Origin of the sequence: Chitiniphilus shinanonensis DSM 23277 (assembly GCF_000374805.1) — a bacterium.
GTDB lineage: Bacteria > Pseudomonadota > Gammaproteobacteria > Burkholderiales > Chitinibacteraceae > Chitiniphilus > Chitiniphilus shinanonensis.
Genome location: NZ_KB895350.1, coordinates 36,279 through 51,270 on the forward strand (window position 1 = coordinate 36,279; position 14,992 = coordinate 51,270).

The 14,992-nt window shown below is 65.5% G+C and carries 11 protein-coding genes; 7 read left to right on the forward strand and 4 right to left on the reverse strand.

Annotation, left to right across the window (positions count from 1 at the left end):
- Nucleotides 1-73: 73 nt before the first annotated feature.
- From trpD to C556_RS0114850, 3 genes are all read left to right on the forward strand, one after another.
- Nucleotides 74-1,102, forward strand: a complete 1,029-nt coding sequence (trpD, locus tag C556_RS0114840) for an anthranilate phosphoribosyltransferase (RefSeq protein WP_018749042.1) — start codon at nt 74-76, stop codon at nt 1,100-1,102.
- Nucleotides 1,103-1,105: 3 nt separating this feature from the next.
- Complete coding sequence (trpC, locus tag C556_RS0114845) at nt 1,106-1,897, forward strand: indole-3-glycerol phosphate synthase TrpC (RefSeq protein ID WP_018749043.1); 792 nt, start codon at nt 1,106-1,108, stop codon at nt 1,895-1,897.
- A 291-nt stretch (nt 1,898-2,188) separates the two neighbouring features.
- Nucleotides 2,189-3,256, forward strand: coding sequence for a porin (locus C556_RS0114850; protein ID WP_018749044.1), 1,068 nt, complete (start codon nt 2,189-2,191; stop codon nt 3,254-3,256).
- Between the two features lie 501 nt (nt 3,257-3,757).
- Here C556_RS0114850 and nagE read toward each other — a convergent pair.
- Complete coding sequence (gene nagE / locus C556_RS0114855) at nt 3,758-5,761, reverse strand: N-acetylglucosamine-specific PTS transporter subunit IIBC (protein ID WP_018749045.1); 2,004 nt, start codon at nt 5,759-5,761, stop codon at nt 3,758-3,760.
- 586 nt (nt 5,762-6,347) lie between these two features.
- Between nagE and C556_RS0114860 the strand changes: the two genes are divergently transcribed.
- The 4 genes from C556_RS0114860 to bamC all read left to right on the forward strand — a co-directional run bounded on the left by C556_RS0114860 (nt 6,348) and on the right by bamC (nt 12,723).
- Entirely contained in the window at nt 6,348-7,460 is a 1,113-nt protein-coding gene (locus tag C556_RS0114860; protein ID WP_018749046.1) for an efflux RND transporter periplasmic adaptor subunit, read from the forward strand.
- A 3-nt stretch (nt 7,461-7,463) separates the two neighbouring features.
- A complete protein-coding gene (locus C556_RS20590; RefSeq protein ID WP_018749047.1) occupies nt 7,464-10,571 on the forward strand; it encodes an efflux RND transporter permease subunit in 3,108 nt (1,035 codons plus the stop codon).
- 91 nt (nt 10,572-10,662) lie between these two features.
- The gene (gene dapA / locus C556_RS0114870; RefSeq protein ID WP_018749048.1) at nt 10,663-11,535 is read left to right on the forward strand and encodes a 4-hydroxy-tetrahydrodipicolinate synthase; all 873 of its coding nucleotides are present in this window, start codon (nt 10,663-10,665) and stop codon (nt 11,533-11,535) included.
- A gap of 99 nt (nt 11,536-11,634) precedes the next feature.
- Nucleotides 11,635-12,723: an NlpB/DapX family lipoprotein gene (gene bamC, locus C556_RS0114875; RefSeq protein ID WP_169338630.1), complete on the forward strand. Its 1,089-nt coding sequence runs from the start codon at nt 11,635-11,637 to the stop codon at nt 12,721-12,723.
- A gap of 309 nt (nt 12,724-13,032) precedes the next feature.
- Here the strand turns inward: bamC and C556_RS0114880 are convergent, their stop codons facing one another.
- Genes C556_RS0114880 through nusB form a run of 3 tightly spaced genes read right to left on the reverse strand, consistent with a single transcriptional unit; the run spans nt 13,033 to nt 14,991 of the window.
- A complete protein-coding gene (locus tag C556_RS0114880) occupies nt 13,033-13,536 on the reverse strand; it encodes a phosphatidylglycerophosphatase A family protein (protein ID WP_018749050.1) in 504 nt (167 codons plus the stop codon).
- Complete coding sequence (gene thiL, locus C556_RS0114885; protein ID WP_018749051.1) at nt 13,533-14,483, reverse strand: thiamine-phosphate kinase; 951 nt, start codon at nt 14,481-14,483, stop codon at nt 13,533-13,535. Before thiL ends, C556_RS0114880 begins: the two co-directional genes overlap by 4 nt.
- 10 nt (nt 14,484-14,493) lie before the next feature.
- On the reverse strand, nt 14,494-14,991 hold the full coding sequence (nusB, locus tag C556_RS0114890) for a transcription antitermination factor NusB (protein WP_018749052.1): 498 nt from the start codon (nt 14,989-14,991) through the stop codon (nt 14,494-14,496).
- Nucleotide 14,992 lies beyond the last annotated feature (1 nt).

The following is a 14,992-nucleotide window of genomic DNA, read 5'->3' on the forward strand; positions in this document are numbered from 1 at the left end:
GCGGCTGATCCACCTGGCGGGCCGGGCCGACCCGGCAACGCCGACCGAATACCGATAACGAGGAGCAGGGGCGATGATCACCATCCAGGCCGCACTCAACCGTCTGATCGACGGCAATGAATTGTTCTACGACGAAATGCTGCACCTGATGCGGCAGATCATGAGCGGCGAACTCACGCCGGTGCAGACCTCGGCCCTGCTGATGGGCCTGCGCACCAAGGTGGAAAGCGTGTCGGAGATCGCCGCATCGGCCACCGTGATGCGCGAATTCGCCACGCCGGTGCAGGTCGCCGACCGCCGCCATCTGGTCGATACCTGCGGCACCGGCGGCGACGGCGCGCATACCTTCAACATCTCCACCTGTTCCGCCTTCGTCGCCGCCGCGGCCGGGGTCAAGGTCTGCAAGCACGGCGGCCGCTCGGTGTCGTCGTCCAGCGGCTCGGCCGACGTGCTGGAAACCATGGGCGTATTCCTCAACCTGACGCCCGAGCAGGTCGGCCACTGTATCGATGAAGTGGGCATCGGCTTCATGTTCGCGCCCAATCACCACCCCGCGATGAAATACGTGGCGCCGATCCGCCGCGAAATGGCCGTGCGCACCATCTTCAACATCCTCGGCCCGCTGACCAACCCGGCCAACGCCGACAACCAGTTGATGGGCGTATTCCACCCCGATCTGGTCGGGATCCAGGCGCGCGTGCTGAAGCAACTGGGCTCGCGGCACGTGATGATCGTGCACGGCAACGACGGGCTGGACGAGATCTCGCTGTGCGCCAAGACCCAGGTCGCCGAGCTGAAGGACGGCGCGATCACCGAATATGAGATCGACCCGCGCGACTTCGGCTTCGAACTGTGCGAGGTCAAGGCGCTGCACGCCGGCGACGCGGCGCAATCCAGGACCATCATCGAACAGGTGCTGGCCAACGAGCCCGGCCCGGCGCGCGACATCGTGCTGCTGAACGCGGGCGCCGCGATCTATACCGCCGATGTCGCCGTCTCGCTGGAGGACGGCATCAACGCCGCCCATGAAGCCCTGGCCAGCGGCGCCGCGCGCGCCAAGCTGGATGCGCTGGTGCAGCTGACCCGATCGTTCGAGAAATAAGCCATGTCCGACATCCTGAAGAAGATCTGGGCGACCAAGCACGAGGAAGTCGCCGCCGCCCGCGCCGCGCTGCCGCTGCACGCCGTGCGCGAAGCCGCCGAATCCACCGCGCCGGCGCGCGATTTCGTCGGTGCCCTGCGCGCCAAGCATGCCGCCGGCCTGGCCGGCGTGATCGCCGAGATCAAGAAGGCCAGCCCGTCCAAGGGCGTGATCCGCGAGCACTTCGATCCGCCGGCGATTGCCGCCGACTACGCCACGCACGGCGCTGCCTGCCTGTCGGTGCTGACCGATCGCCAGTATTTCCAGGGCGAGGCCGCCTACCTGCAAGCCGCCCGCGGCGCCTGTGATCTGCCGGCGTTGCGCAAGGACTTCATGGTCGACGAGTACCAGTTGTTCGAAGCGCGCAGCTGGGGTGCCGATTGCATCCTGCTGATCGCCGCCGAGCTGTCGCTGTCGCAGATGCGCGACTTCGAAGCCATCGCCCACGCGCTGGGCATGGCGGTACTGGTGGAAGTGCACAACGGCGCCGAACTCGACCTGGCGCTGGAACTGAAGACGCCGCTGTTGGGCATCAACAACCGCAACCTGCGCACTTTCGAAGTCACCCTGCAAACCACGCTCGACCTGCTGCCCCGCATCCCGGGCGATCGCATCGTGGTGACCGAGAGCGGCATCCTCAAGCCTGAAGATGTTGCATTGATGCAACAAAATTCGGTGCATACCTTCCTGGTCGGCGAGGCATTCATGCGCCAGCCATCGCCCGGGAAGGCGCTTGAATCCTTGTTTTTCGCCTGAATGAACTGACTGATCCCTGACCCTTAAGGGATAGCTCTGATACGCCCGCATTAGCGGGCGTTGTCATATAACCGTCATCGACGCGCCTTATCCTCCTCGTGTTGCCGTTCACTAATACTTATATTTTTGAATAACAACAACAGTCTTTATTCTTCTTTGCGCTAAAAACAATAACCCGGATAGCATTCCCTGCCCGTGGCCGTTGAACTACCCGCCAACGCCCGCTTGGACATCACCCAATGCCGTGTCAGCCGCGGCAGTGGGTATTCAATACAACAGGAGACAACCTGAATGAAAAAGCTGATCGCCATCGCCCTCGCGGCTGCGTTTACCACTCCTTTTGCCTTCGCCGACGTCACCATCGGCGGTAGCGTCCGCAGCGCGCTCGACTATGTCGATTACGGCGGCAAGAGCGAGCAGGATTCCGGCGTGCGTATCGCCGACCAAAGCTCGCGCATCTATTTCAAGGGTGAAGACAAGCTCGACAACGGCGGCTCCCTGATCTGGTATCTGGAAAACCGCTTCAACGTCGGCGAAGGCTCCAGCAGCATCGCATGGGGCTCGCGCAACACCTTCATCGGCTATAAGTCCAGCGAACTGGGCACCCTGATGTTCGGTAAGCGCGACAACGCCTACAAGCTGGCTTCCGCCGACTACCTGCCGGCCTTCGAAGCCGTGTTCAACGACGACGCCAGCTACTACGGCAAGGACCAGCTGCTGCGTCGCCTGGGCGATCGCCAGGAACAGATCGTCGCCTATGACAGCCCGAACTGGAGCGGCTTCAAGGTCAAGGCCAGCTACAACTTCGACTCCGGCAAGACCGAGACGGTGAATGCCACCACCGCCGCGATCACCACCTCCTACAGCACCGACGTGTTCAGCCTGGGTCTGGCCTACGCGCTGGCCGATGACCAGTCCAAGCTGGGCACCAAGGCAGCGGGCGCGCAAAACCAGGGCATCCAGCTGGGCGGTAGCGTCAACTTCTCCGGCGTGACCCTGTCCGCCGTGTGGGAACGCGTGAACTTCGACAACGGCACCACCGACGCCGACCAGGACAGCTACGGCATCGCCGCGCTGTACAAGACCGGCAAGTTCGCGTTCCAAGGCGCCTACATCATCGCCGACGACCTGGACAATGTCAGCGACTCGGGCGCCCAGCAGATCACCGTTGGCGCGCAGTACAGCCTGAGCAAGCAATCGCGCATCTACCTGACCTACACCAACGTCGATAACGACGACAACGCCAAGTTCAAGACCGAAGGTCCGAACCTGGGCGATGCGCAAGCCGACGGCACCCGCAAGATGATCAACGGCACCGACCTGAACATCGTTGCGCTGGGCCTGCGCACCGACTTCTAAGTCGTCCTGTCGGTCGCTGCAAAACGGAACGGGGAGCTTCGGCTCCCCGTTTTGCATGCTGAAAAAGCGCCTTTCGCGGCGATCGTCGGCGGCAAAATCCACGCGTCCCCGAAGCCCGCGCGTATCGTCTCCATCCTCGACGCTTGCGCCGCTATCACGGCCCTCCACGGCCCCTGCCTTACTCACCCCCCAGCGATGGCGGCGCCATCGTGCCAGGAAGGATCAGAGCTGCCTTATTGATTCATCCCAGCCCTGCGAGCCATTCCCAGAGCAGGCACCTTCATTACGGTGATCTGCCTTCCCATCCATGGGCCAGCGCACCGAGCACTGCGCAGCAAATCGCGCCCCTCCGGCTTGTGGCTTCCACCAAGCGATCCCCGGGTCTGCTCCAAGAAAGCGCAAAGGACAACGTGCATTGCCACGGCAAAAAAAGAACCCCCGCTGAACAGCGGGGGTTCTTTCTACTCGACCGACAGGGCCGACCTGCGTCGGCCCCAGTGCTTACTTGGTCTTCAGCGTGTACAGCGGGGTGTGGCCAGCTTGCACCTGACCGGTGACCACATTGGTCACACCGGCGTACTGGTCGACGTTGCTGACCACCACCGGGCTCACCAGCGACTGCGCGTGGGCGGCGAGGTAGTCCAGGTCCAGTTCCAGCACCGGATCGCCAGCCTTCACACGTGCACCCTGTTCGGCAAGGCGCTTGAAGCCCTGGCCGCCCAGCTTCACGGTCTCGATGCCGATGTGGACGATGATTTCCGCACCGTTATCGGCCACCAGCGCGAACGCGTGGTTGCTGTTGAAGATCTTGGCGATGGTGCCGCCAACGGGGGCCACCACCAGCTTGCCGGTCGGGCGGATGGCCACGCCATCACCCACGGCCTTGCTGGCGAACGCCGCATCGGGCACCTGATCCAGCGGAACCACTTCGCCGGTCACCGGCGCCAGCAGCACCAGGTCGCCGGCAGCGGCAGGCGCAGCAGCCGGAGCCGGCGCAGCGGCAACGGGGGCGGCGGCGGCAGGCTTGGCGCCCACACCGCTGATCACGTTGCGCATGGCGGCGGCGATCAGCTCGGCACGCGGGCCGACGATGATCTGCACGTTCTTGGTGTTGAGCTTGATCACGCCGGAAGCGCCCAGGCGCTTGGCCTCACCTTCGTTCACCTTGGCGGTGTCACCCACGGTCAGACGCAGACGGGTGATGCACGCGTCGATGTTTTCCAGGTTGGCGGTACCGCCGATCACGTTCAGGTAACCACGGGCCAGGCTGTCAACGTCGCTGGAAACCGGGGCAGCATCGGCAGCCGGGGCCAGCTCGTCGTCGTCCTCGCGACCGGGGGTCTTCAGGTTCAGGGCGCGGATCGCGGCACGGAACACGAAGTAGTAGATGCCCGAGAACACCAGCCCCTGAATGATCAGCATGTACCATTCGCGGGCCAGCGGGTTGCGCGACGACAGCACCATGTCGACCAGACCGGCGCTGAAGCCGAAGCCGGCGATCCACTGCATGGAAGCGGCGATGAACACCGAGATACCGGTCAGGAACGCGTGCAGCACGTAGAGCACCGGCGCCACGAACATGAACGAGAACTCGAGCGGCTCGGTGATACCGGTGAAGAACGAGGCAAAGGCTGCGGCGATCATGATCGACGCGACGCGAGCCTTGTGCTGCGGCTTGGCGGAGTGGTAGATCGCCAGCGCGGCGCCCGGCAGACCGAACATCATGATCGGGAAGAAGCCGGCCTGATACATACCGGTCACGCCGATCACGGCCTTGCCTTCAGCCAGCGACTTGGCACCGCCCAGGAAGTTCGGGATGTCGTTGATGCCGGCCACGTCGAACCAGAACACCGAGTTCAGCGCGTGGTGCAGACCGATCGGGATCAGCAGACGGTTGAAGAAGGCATAGATACCCGCGCCCACCGGGCCCAGATCCTTGATGCTTTCACCGAAGTGGACCAGCGCGTTGTAGATCACCGGCCACGCCACCATCATCAGGAACGCGACGACGATCATGACGAAGGAGGTCACGATCGGCACCAGACGGCGGCCGCTGAAGAAGGCCAGCGCCTTGGGCAGTTCCACATGGCTGAAGCGGTTATACAACTCGGCCGAGATCACACCGGTCAGGATACCCACGAACTGGTTGTTGATCTTGCCGAAGGCTGCCGGCACCTGATCGGCAGGAATGCCCTGGATCATCGACACGGCGGCCGGCGAGCACAGGGTGGTCAACACGTAGTAGCCGACCAGACCGGCCAGTGCGGCCGCGCCGTCCTTGTCCTTGGACATGCCGTAGGCCACACCGACCGCGAACAGGATCGACATGTTGTCGATGATTGCGCCACCCGATTTGATCAGGAAGGCAGCGAGTGCACTGTTCGAACCCCAACCGTTCGGGTCGATCCAGTAACCAATACCCATCAGTACGGCGGCAGCCGGCAGCGTCGCCACCGGAACCATCAGCGCGCGGCCGATTTTTTGCAGATATCCGAGAATGTTCACTTCTCACCTCTCATTGTGCGTTGACGCCCTAGATCAGGAGTCTCATTGCCCCAAGGCGCAGAGCTCGCGTACATCGACAAAGCGCAATTTCAGGCGCCCCCTTTTTGACCAGCCTTTCAAGCCGCCCAGCAAGTTCATCGTTGCCTCCTGTCTGACTTTTGGTAATGGATAGGTTTGGTTGCACCCCTGCCTTTGTAAACAGTGATAGGGGACATGTAAACCTCGGCGGATTATTCCACCGGCCCAAACAGGGTGCAATGAAAGGTGGCGCTCGCACGACACCTGCCCCACTCCCGTCCTGGCCTCCCATCTTCTTCCCGCTTTTCGCTAACCAGTAAGAAGGTGTCGAAAGGATGGCACGTCAGCAAATGCTTAAATTTGCGCTGGCGCAAATCCCCCCAGGCACGCGCGGCAAGCTCCCTCCAGCCAGTGGGAAAGCCAGTCCAGGCAAATGCCGCTGTATTCTTCGCCTCCGACTACTGCAATCATTGCTTGCCACTTTCGCCTGCTTCACAAAGAAGCACATTTCATCGCTTCTGCCCTTGGGTAGAATGCGCCGAGTTCTTTCTCTTCACTGTCTGTTCACATGCGCGCGCGTCCCCTGATCCTTGTGGTAGTCGGTGTCGTCATCCTGGCGGCGCTCTGGTTTGCCTTCGCCGGCCGCCGCGCCGCCGCGCCACCGCCGGCCCCGCCGCAGCCCGCGGCCATCGAGCTGGCCCCGGAGGACATCGCCACCGTCGTCGCTGGCGACATCGACAACACTTTGGCGCTTACCGGCACGCTGGGCGCCATCCAGCAGACCACGCTCACCGCGCAGATCGAAGGCAAGATCGCCAGCGTCGAGGTCCGCCCCGGCGCAGCGGTCACCCAGGGGCAGGTGCTGGCCCGCTTCGATACCGCCAACCAGCAACGCCAGGTGGCGGTGGCCCAGGCTCAGCTGGAAAAGAGCCGCGAGTTGCTGGAATACAACCGCAAGCTGGCCAAGCGCAACGCCGACCTGCTGGCGCAGAACTTCATCTCCAAGAATGCCTTCGACAATACCCAGAGCCAGTTGCAGACCGCGCAGGCGGACGAGCGCGCCGCCGTGGCACAACTGGGCGTGGCGCAGCAGGCGGTGGACAACGGCACGGTGCGCGCGCCGTTCACCGGCACGCTGGCGCAGCGGCTGGTCGAGCCGGGCCAGCATGTCGGCGTCAACAGTCAGCTGTTCACCCTGGTGGACCTGACCGAGCTGGAACTGGCTGCCGCGGTGCCGTCCACCCGCATCGCCGACGTGCACGTCGGCCAGAACGTCGATTTCAACGTCGAGGGTTATCGCCGCGCCTTCAGCGGCACCATCATCCGCATCAACCCGACGGTCGATGAGAACAGCAAGACCGTGTCCATCTATATCCGGGTGCCCAATCCCGACGGCGAGTTGCGCAGCGGCCTGTTCGCGCAGGGCACGGTGCTGGTCGACCGTCGCAAGGGCGTCTCCACCCTGCCGCTGGCCGCCGTCCACGGCGACGGCAGCAACGCCTACGTGCTGACGATCGAGTCGGACCGGCTGGTGCGCCGCGCCGTGCAGGTGGGTGCCACCGACCTGCGCCGCGGCCAGGCCGAACTGGTGTCGGGCCCGGCATTGGGCAGCAAGGTGCTGGCCAGCAATATCGCGCTCACCGCCGGCACCGCCGTCAAATTGCCAACGCAGGGGAAGTGACCCATGTGGTTCACCCGGATCAGCATTCACAACCCTGTGTTTGCCACGATGATGATGCTGTCGCTGCTGGTGCTCGGCCTGTTCTCGCTGACCCGGCTGCCGGTGGAGGAATTTCCCGACGTCAAATTCCCGGTGGTGGTGATCAGCACCGCCTACCCCGGCGCATCGCCGGAGATCGTCGAAAGCGACGTGACCAAGCGCCTGGAGGAAGGCATCAACACCGTCAGCGGGTTGAAGACGCTCTATTCCTATACCTACCAGGGCCTGTCGGTGGTGGTGGCGGAGTTCGAGCTGTCGATCGACCCCGAGGTGGCGGTGCAGAACGTGCGCGAGAAGGTGGCGGCGGTCACCCCCGGTTTTCGCGATGAGGTCAAGGACCCGGTCATCACCCGCTTCAGCCCGGACGACCAGCCCATCGTGTCGCTGGCGATCCGCAGCGACCGGCTGACCCCGCGCGAGATGACCACCCTGGCCGACCAGGTGATCAAGAAGCGCTTCGAGACCATTCCCGGCGTGGGCCAGGCCGAGCTGGTGGGCGGCGTGGCGCGGCAGATCAACATCAAGGTGCGCCCGGAGCGGCTGGCGGCGCTCAAGCTGGGCGTCAACGAAGTGATGAACGCGGTGCGCGCCCAGAACGCCGAAGTCCCGGTGGGCACCATCGAAACCACCCGCCAGGAGCAGGTGGTGCAGATCAAGGGCCGTCTCAAGACGCCGGCCGACTTCCAGCGGCTGGTAGTCGCCTGGCGCAACGGCGCGCCGATCTATCTCAGCGACGTCGCCACCGTCGAGGACAGCCAGGCCGAAGAGGAGTCGCTGGCCCTGGTGAACGGCCAGCGCGCCATCACGCTCAACCTGATGAAGGTGAACAAGGCCAACACCGTGGCCGTGGCCGACCGGGTGCACGCCACCATGGCCGAGCTGAACCACCAGATGGCCAGCAGCGGCGTAAAGCTGTCCATCCTCTACGACAACTCGGAAGGCATCCGTTCCTCGCTCAAGGACGTGCGTACCACGCTGCTGGAAGGCGCGCTGCTCACCGTGGGCATCGTGTTCCTGTTCCTGGGCTCGTGGCGTTCCACCGTCATCACCGGCCTGACGCTGCCGGTGGCGCTGATCGGCACCTTCTTCGTGGTCTACCTGGGCGGCTTCACCGTCAACGTGATGACCATGATGGCGCTGTCGCTGTGCATCGGCCTGCTGATCGACGATGCCATCGTGGTGCGCGAGAACATCGTGCGCCACGCCGCGATGGGCAAGAACCACACCCAGGCCGCGCTCGACGGCACCGCCGAGATCGGGCTGGCGGTGCTGGCCACCACCTCGACCATCGTGGCGGTGTTCCTGCCGGTGGGCTTCATGGGCGGCATCATCGGCCAGTTCTTCCACCAGTTCGGCCTGACGGTCTGCGCCGCGGTGCTGATCTCAATGTTCGTCTCGTTCACGCTGGACCCGATGCTGTCGTCGGTCTGGCCCGACCCGCACGTGCACGGCGGCAAGCGCCCGCTGGGCAGGCTGCTCGACAAGTTCGAGGACGGCATGGGCTGGCTGGGCAACACCTACAGCAAGCTGATCCGCTGGAGCCTGGGACACCGGCTGGCAGTGATCGCCCTGGCCATCGGCAGCCTGGTGGCAGCGTTCGCGCTGGCGCGCTTCATCGGCAGCGAGTTCGTGCCCAAGGCCGACATGTCGCGGCTGGCTCTGACCTTCTCCACCCCGGTCGGCTCCAACCTGGACTACACCGCCGCCAAGGCGCGGCAGATCGAATCGGTGCTGCGACGTTACCCGGAGGTACGCGAAACCTATGTCACGGTGAACACCGGCCAGACCCAGGGCAAACAGAACGGCTCAATGATGATCTTCCTCACGCCGAAGAAGGAACGCCAGCGCAGCCAGGACCAGCTGATCGCCCTGTTCCGCGAATCGGTGTCGCGGGTGGCCGGAGTCGAGATCCAGTCGCTGGCGCCGCTGGGCGGTGGCGGGCCGGACGGCAAGCCGATCCAGATCTCGTTGCAGGGCACCGATCTGAACGAGTTGTCACGGCTGTCGGCCCAGTTCGCCAAGCGCCTCGCCGCCATCCCCGGCGTAGTCGACGTCGACTCGTCGATGAAGGCGCCCAAGCCGGCGCTGAACGTGGAGATCAATCGCGAGCGCGCCGCCAGCCTGGGCTTCACCCCGGCACAGATCGGCGACGCGCTGCGGCCGCTGGTGGCCGGCGACGCCACCAGCACCTGGCAGGCGCCCGACGGCGAAAACTACGACGTCAACGTGCGGCTGGATCGCCAGGCCCGCACCAGCGGCGCCGCGCTGGACGACCTGTACCTGGCCAGCAGCCGGCTCAACGAACAGGGCGCGCCGCTGATGATCCCGCTGGCGGAACTGGCCAGCGTCGAGGAATCGACCACCCCGGTGCAGATCAGCCGCCGCAACCTGTTCCGCGAGGTGAACATCACCGCCAACGTCTCGGGCCGCACCACCGGCGAAGTGCAGCAGCAGATCGACAAGGTGCAGGCCGAGTTCCGCCTGCCGCCGGGCTACCGCTTCGTCACCGCCGGCGACGCCAAGGACATGGCCGAATCGGCCGGCTACGCGCTGGCGGCGCTGGTACTGGGAGTGGTGTTCATCTACATGATCCTCGCCTCGCAGTTCGGCCACTTCCTGCAACCGCTGGCGATCATGACCTCGCTGCCGCTGTCGCTGGTCGGCGTGCTGCTGGCACTGCTCTTGATGCGCAGCACGCTGAACATCTTCTCGATCATCGGCGTGATCATGCTGATGGGGCTGGTGACCAAGAACGCCATCCTGCTGGTGGACTTCGTCAACCACCTGCGGCGCCAGGGCATGGCGCGCGCCGACGCCGTCGCCGAGGCCGGACGCGAACGGCTGCGCCCCATCCTGATGACCACCGCCGCCATGGTGATGGGCATGCTGCCGCTGGCACTGGCCATCGGCGAAGGCGCCGAGCAGCGCGCCCCGATGGCGCACGCCATCATCGGGGGCGTGATCACCTCCACCCTGCTGACCCTGGTGGTGGTTCCGGTGGTGTTCACCTGGCTGGACGACCTCGGCAACTGGCTGATCCGCAAGACCGGTTTCCGCCAGGAGGACGCGTGACGAATTTCCCACGGAAACAAGGTTCCACGCGGCAACACCGTTCGGTTAGAATGCCCCACTTCGTATCACTTTTCCGACAGGTAAGCGGCTCATGCTGACAGGTAGCCTGGTGGCGATCGTCACCCCCATGTTCGAAGACGGCAGCTTGGATTTCGACCGTCTGCGAAAACTGGTGGACTGGCACATCGCCGAAGGCACGCAGGGCATCGTGGCCGTGGGCACCACCGGCGAATCCCCCACGGTCGATGTCGACGAACACATCGAGATCATCCGCGTGGTGATCGAACAGGCCGCCGGCCGCGTCCCGGTGATCGCCGGCACCGGCGCCAACTCCACCCGCGAAGCCATCCATCTCAGCCGCCGCGCCGCACAGGTCGGCGCCAGCTACGGGTTATCGGTCGTCCCCTATTACAACAAGCCCACCCAGGAGGGCCTGTTCCAGCACTACAAGGCCATCGCCGAATCGTGCGAGCTGCCCACGCTGCTGTACAACGTGCCCGGCCGCACCATCACCGACCTGGCCAACGACACCGTGTTGCGCCTGGCCGAACTGCCCGGCATCGTCGGCCTCAAGGATGCCACCGGCAATATGGAACGCGCCGCCGACCTGGCACGGCGCGCCCCCAAGGATTTCCTGCTCTACAGCGGCGACGACGCGTCCACCCTGCCCTTCCTGCTGCTGGGTGGCCACGGCGTGATCTCCGTCACCGCCAACGTGGCGCCGCGCCGCATGCAGGCGATGTGCACCGCCGCGCTGGCCGGCCGCGTGGCCGAGGCACGTGAACTGAATGACACGTTGCAAGGTCTGCACAAGCACCTTTTCGTTGAAGCCAACCCGATCCCGGTGAAGTGGGCACTCGAAGAAATGGGCCGCATCGGCAGCGGTATCCGCCTGCCGCTCACCCGCCTATCCGGCGGCGCCCAAACCGTCGTGCGCCAGGCCATGCAAATGGCCGGCGTTTGAGATCACCACGCTGAATCGAATTCCCCCATGAACTTGAATCCCCGTCTGCTCGTCGTGTTGGTGGCTGTCGCGCTCGGCGCGTGCAGTACCGATGACCTCATGCTGCAACGCAAGGTCGACTACCGCTCCGGTAGCGACAACGTTTCCAAGAACAACCTGGAAATCCCGCCCGATCTGACCGCCCCCGCCAATACCGGCGTCTATACCATGCCGAGCCGCAGCGTGGGGAACGAAGCGCCGGTGCCGGTCAGCAAGACCGCCAGCACCACCGCCGAGGAACCCGCGGCCACGCCGGCCCAGGTCAACGCCAAGGCCCGCCTGGTGCAGGCCGGCGGCCAGCGCTGGCTGGTGGTACAGGGCGAGCCGGCCAAGATCTGGCCGGAGATCCGCGAATTCTGGCTGGACAACGGCTTCCTGCTGTCGGTGGACAACCCATCGATCGGCGTGATGGAAACCGACTGGCTGGAAAACCGCGCCAACCTGCCACAGGACTGGGTGACCAAGCTGCTGCGCAAGGTGGCCGACCAGTTCATCAGCACCGGCGAGCTGGACAAGTTCCGCACCCGTATCGAGCCGGGCACCACGCCGGGCACCACCGAGATCTATGTCTCGCACCGCGGCATGACCGAAGTGTTCGCCGACGGCTCGTCCGAGGCCAAGGTCGGCACTCCCACCGGCGAAGCCAAGACCGTCTGGACCCCGCGTCCGTCCGACCCGGAGCTGGAAGCGGAGATGCTGTCGCTGATGCTGCAACGCCTGGGCATGACCGAGCAGCAGGCGCAGGCCGTGGTCAACCCGACCAAGCAGGTCAAGGCCCGTGCCACGCTGGTGGACAACAACACCGCGCTCAACATCGACGACGCCTTCGACCGCGCCTGGCGCCGCGTCGGCCTGGCGCTCGACCGCGTCGGCTACGTGGTCTACGACCGCGACCGCAGCAAGGGGGTCTACTTCGTGCGCCGTGCCGAGGCCGACATCGGCGAAGAGAAGAAGACCAGCTTCTGGTCCTCGTTCGGCTTCGGCGACAAGGACAAGCCGCAGCAGGCCAAGGTAATGCCCGAGTACGAAATCCACGTCGCCCAGCAGGTCAGCGGCAGCCGTCTCACCGTCACCGGCAAGGATGGCGTCGCGGCGGATCCGGAAGGCCAGGCCAAGTTGCTGTCTGCGCTGCAGGGCCAGTTGCGCTGATGCGAATTTGAGCGGTATGCACGTTTGAAACGGGCGCCCGGCAAAGCCGGGCGCTTTACTTTGTTGGTACGCCAGTAACTGGCCCTTCCTGATTGATTCCACTCCCCCCGCCCTCGCCGCGGGGAGGGAGCCTCGCTTTGCTCGCCAGTGGCCCTTGGAACGGGGGCTCAATGCCGCCCAGGGGCTTGGTCAAATGGCTTGTGCTACGCCCGGGGCGGTTTCAGGTTTCAGTAGCGCTGGCGTTGGTGGTAGGTCCTCGAATGAAAAACGGGATGCCTCGGCATCCCGTTTCTTCGACCGTTGCGAGCTTCAGCCCAGCCAGCCCCGCATCAGCCACAGCACGGCGATGGCATAGCCGGCGGCGAGGATGTCGTCCAGCATCACGCCGAAGCCGCCGTGCACTTTGCGGTCGAACCAGCGGATCGGCCAGGGCTTGAGGATGTCGAACAGGCGGAATGCGGCGAAGGCGGCCAGCCAGCCTTGCCAGGTCAGCGGCACGCTGGCCAGCACCAGCCAGGTGGCGACGATCTCGTCCACCACGATGCCGCCGTGGTCGTGCACGCCCAGCGCGCGGCCGGTGCGCGAGGCGGCCCACCAGCCCAAGCCGAAGGCGGGGATGCACAGCAGCGCGATCGCCAGCGGCGACAGCAACGCGACCAATAAACCGTAAAGCGGCAACGCGGCCAGGGTGCCCCAGGTGCCGGGCGCCCGCCGCGCCAGGCCGCTGCCGAAGCCCAGCGCGATGAAATGCGCGGGGTGGGCCAGCATGAAGCGCGCGGTGGGACGGACCAGCGGTGTGGCGGGATGGGTCATGCGGCGAAGTGGTCGAAACCGGCGCGCGCCGGGGTCAGCCGTTGCCCGGCGTTGAACACCCTCACCCCCTGCCCGCCGACCAGACGGCCGATGCGCGACAGCGGCAACCCCAGCGTCTGCGACAACGCCTGCAGGCGGCCCCGGTGCAGGGCCGGCGCGGTGAAGCACAGCTCGTAGTCGTCGCCGCCCGCCAGCACCGCCTGCTGCCGCACCGCTTCCGGCAGGCTCGCCAATGCGGGATGGGCGGGGATTTCTTCCCAGTCCAGTTCGGCACCGCAGGCGGAGCGCTCGCCGATGTGGCCCAGGTCGGCCAGCAAGCCGTCGGAGATATCCAGCGCCGCGCTGGCCAGGCCGCGCAGCGCACGACCGAGGGCCAGCCGCGGGGTCGGGCGATCCAGCCGCCCCAGGCAGGCGCGCATCGCCTCATCCGGCAAGCTGGCGTCGCCGTTGCGCACCGCCACCGCGGCGGCGGCGGCCCCCAAGGTGCCGGACACCCAGACATCGTCGCCCGGCGTGCCGCCGCTGCGCAGCAGCGCCTGCCCCGCCGGCACCGCACCGGCCACCTGCACCGCGATGGTCAGCGGCCCACGGGTGGTGTCGCCGCCCACCAGTTCGATGTCCGCCTCGTCGGCCAGCGCGTGGAACCCGCGTGCGAACGCGGCCAGCCATGCTTCGTCCACGCACGGCAGCGCCAGCGACAGCGTGCACCACGACGGGTCGGCACCCATCGCCGCCAGATCGGACAGATTGACCGCCAGCGCCTTGTGGCCGAGCGCTTCGGGATCGACGTCGGGAAAGAAGTGGCGGCCTTCGACCAGCATGTCGGCCGACACCGCGAGCTGCATGCCCGGCTCCGGCGCGAGCAGCGCGGCGTCGTCGCCGACGCCGAGGATGGCGCGCCGCGCCGGGCGGTTGAAATAGCGGGCGATCAGTTCGAATTCGTTCATCGGCAGCCGGTCAATGGCGACGCTTGGCGCGGACCGCTTCCAGCTCGACCGGGCGTAGCTGCGCCGCCAGCTTGTCGAGCACGCCGTTGACGAAACGGTGGCCGTCGGTGCCGCCGAAGGTCTTGGCCAGCTCGATGGCTTCGTTGACGATCACCGGGTACGGCGTTTCCGGCATGTGGGCGATCTCGAATGCGGCAGCGAACAGCACCGCGGCCTCCACCGGGCTCACTTCCTCGAACGGCCGGTCGATATGCGGCACCAGTGCGGTCTTCAGGGCCTCGGGGTCCTTGAGCACGCCGTAGAAGATGGCCCGGAACAGGTTCTCGTCGGCGCGGCCGAAGGCCGGGTTGCTTTCCTTGAGGTAGCGCTCGATGGCGTTCACGCCATCGCCGGTCAGCTGCCACTGGTAGACGCCCTGCACGGCGAACTCGCGCGCGCGGCGGCGGGCGGAACGCGGCTTGGCGGCGGCCGCGGGGGCGGGAACGGGGGTCTGGTTTTCTTCGGTCATG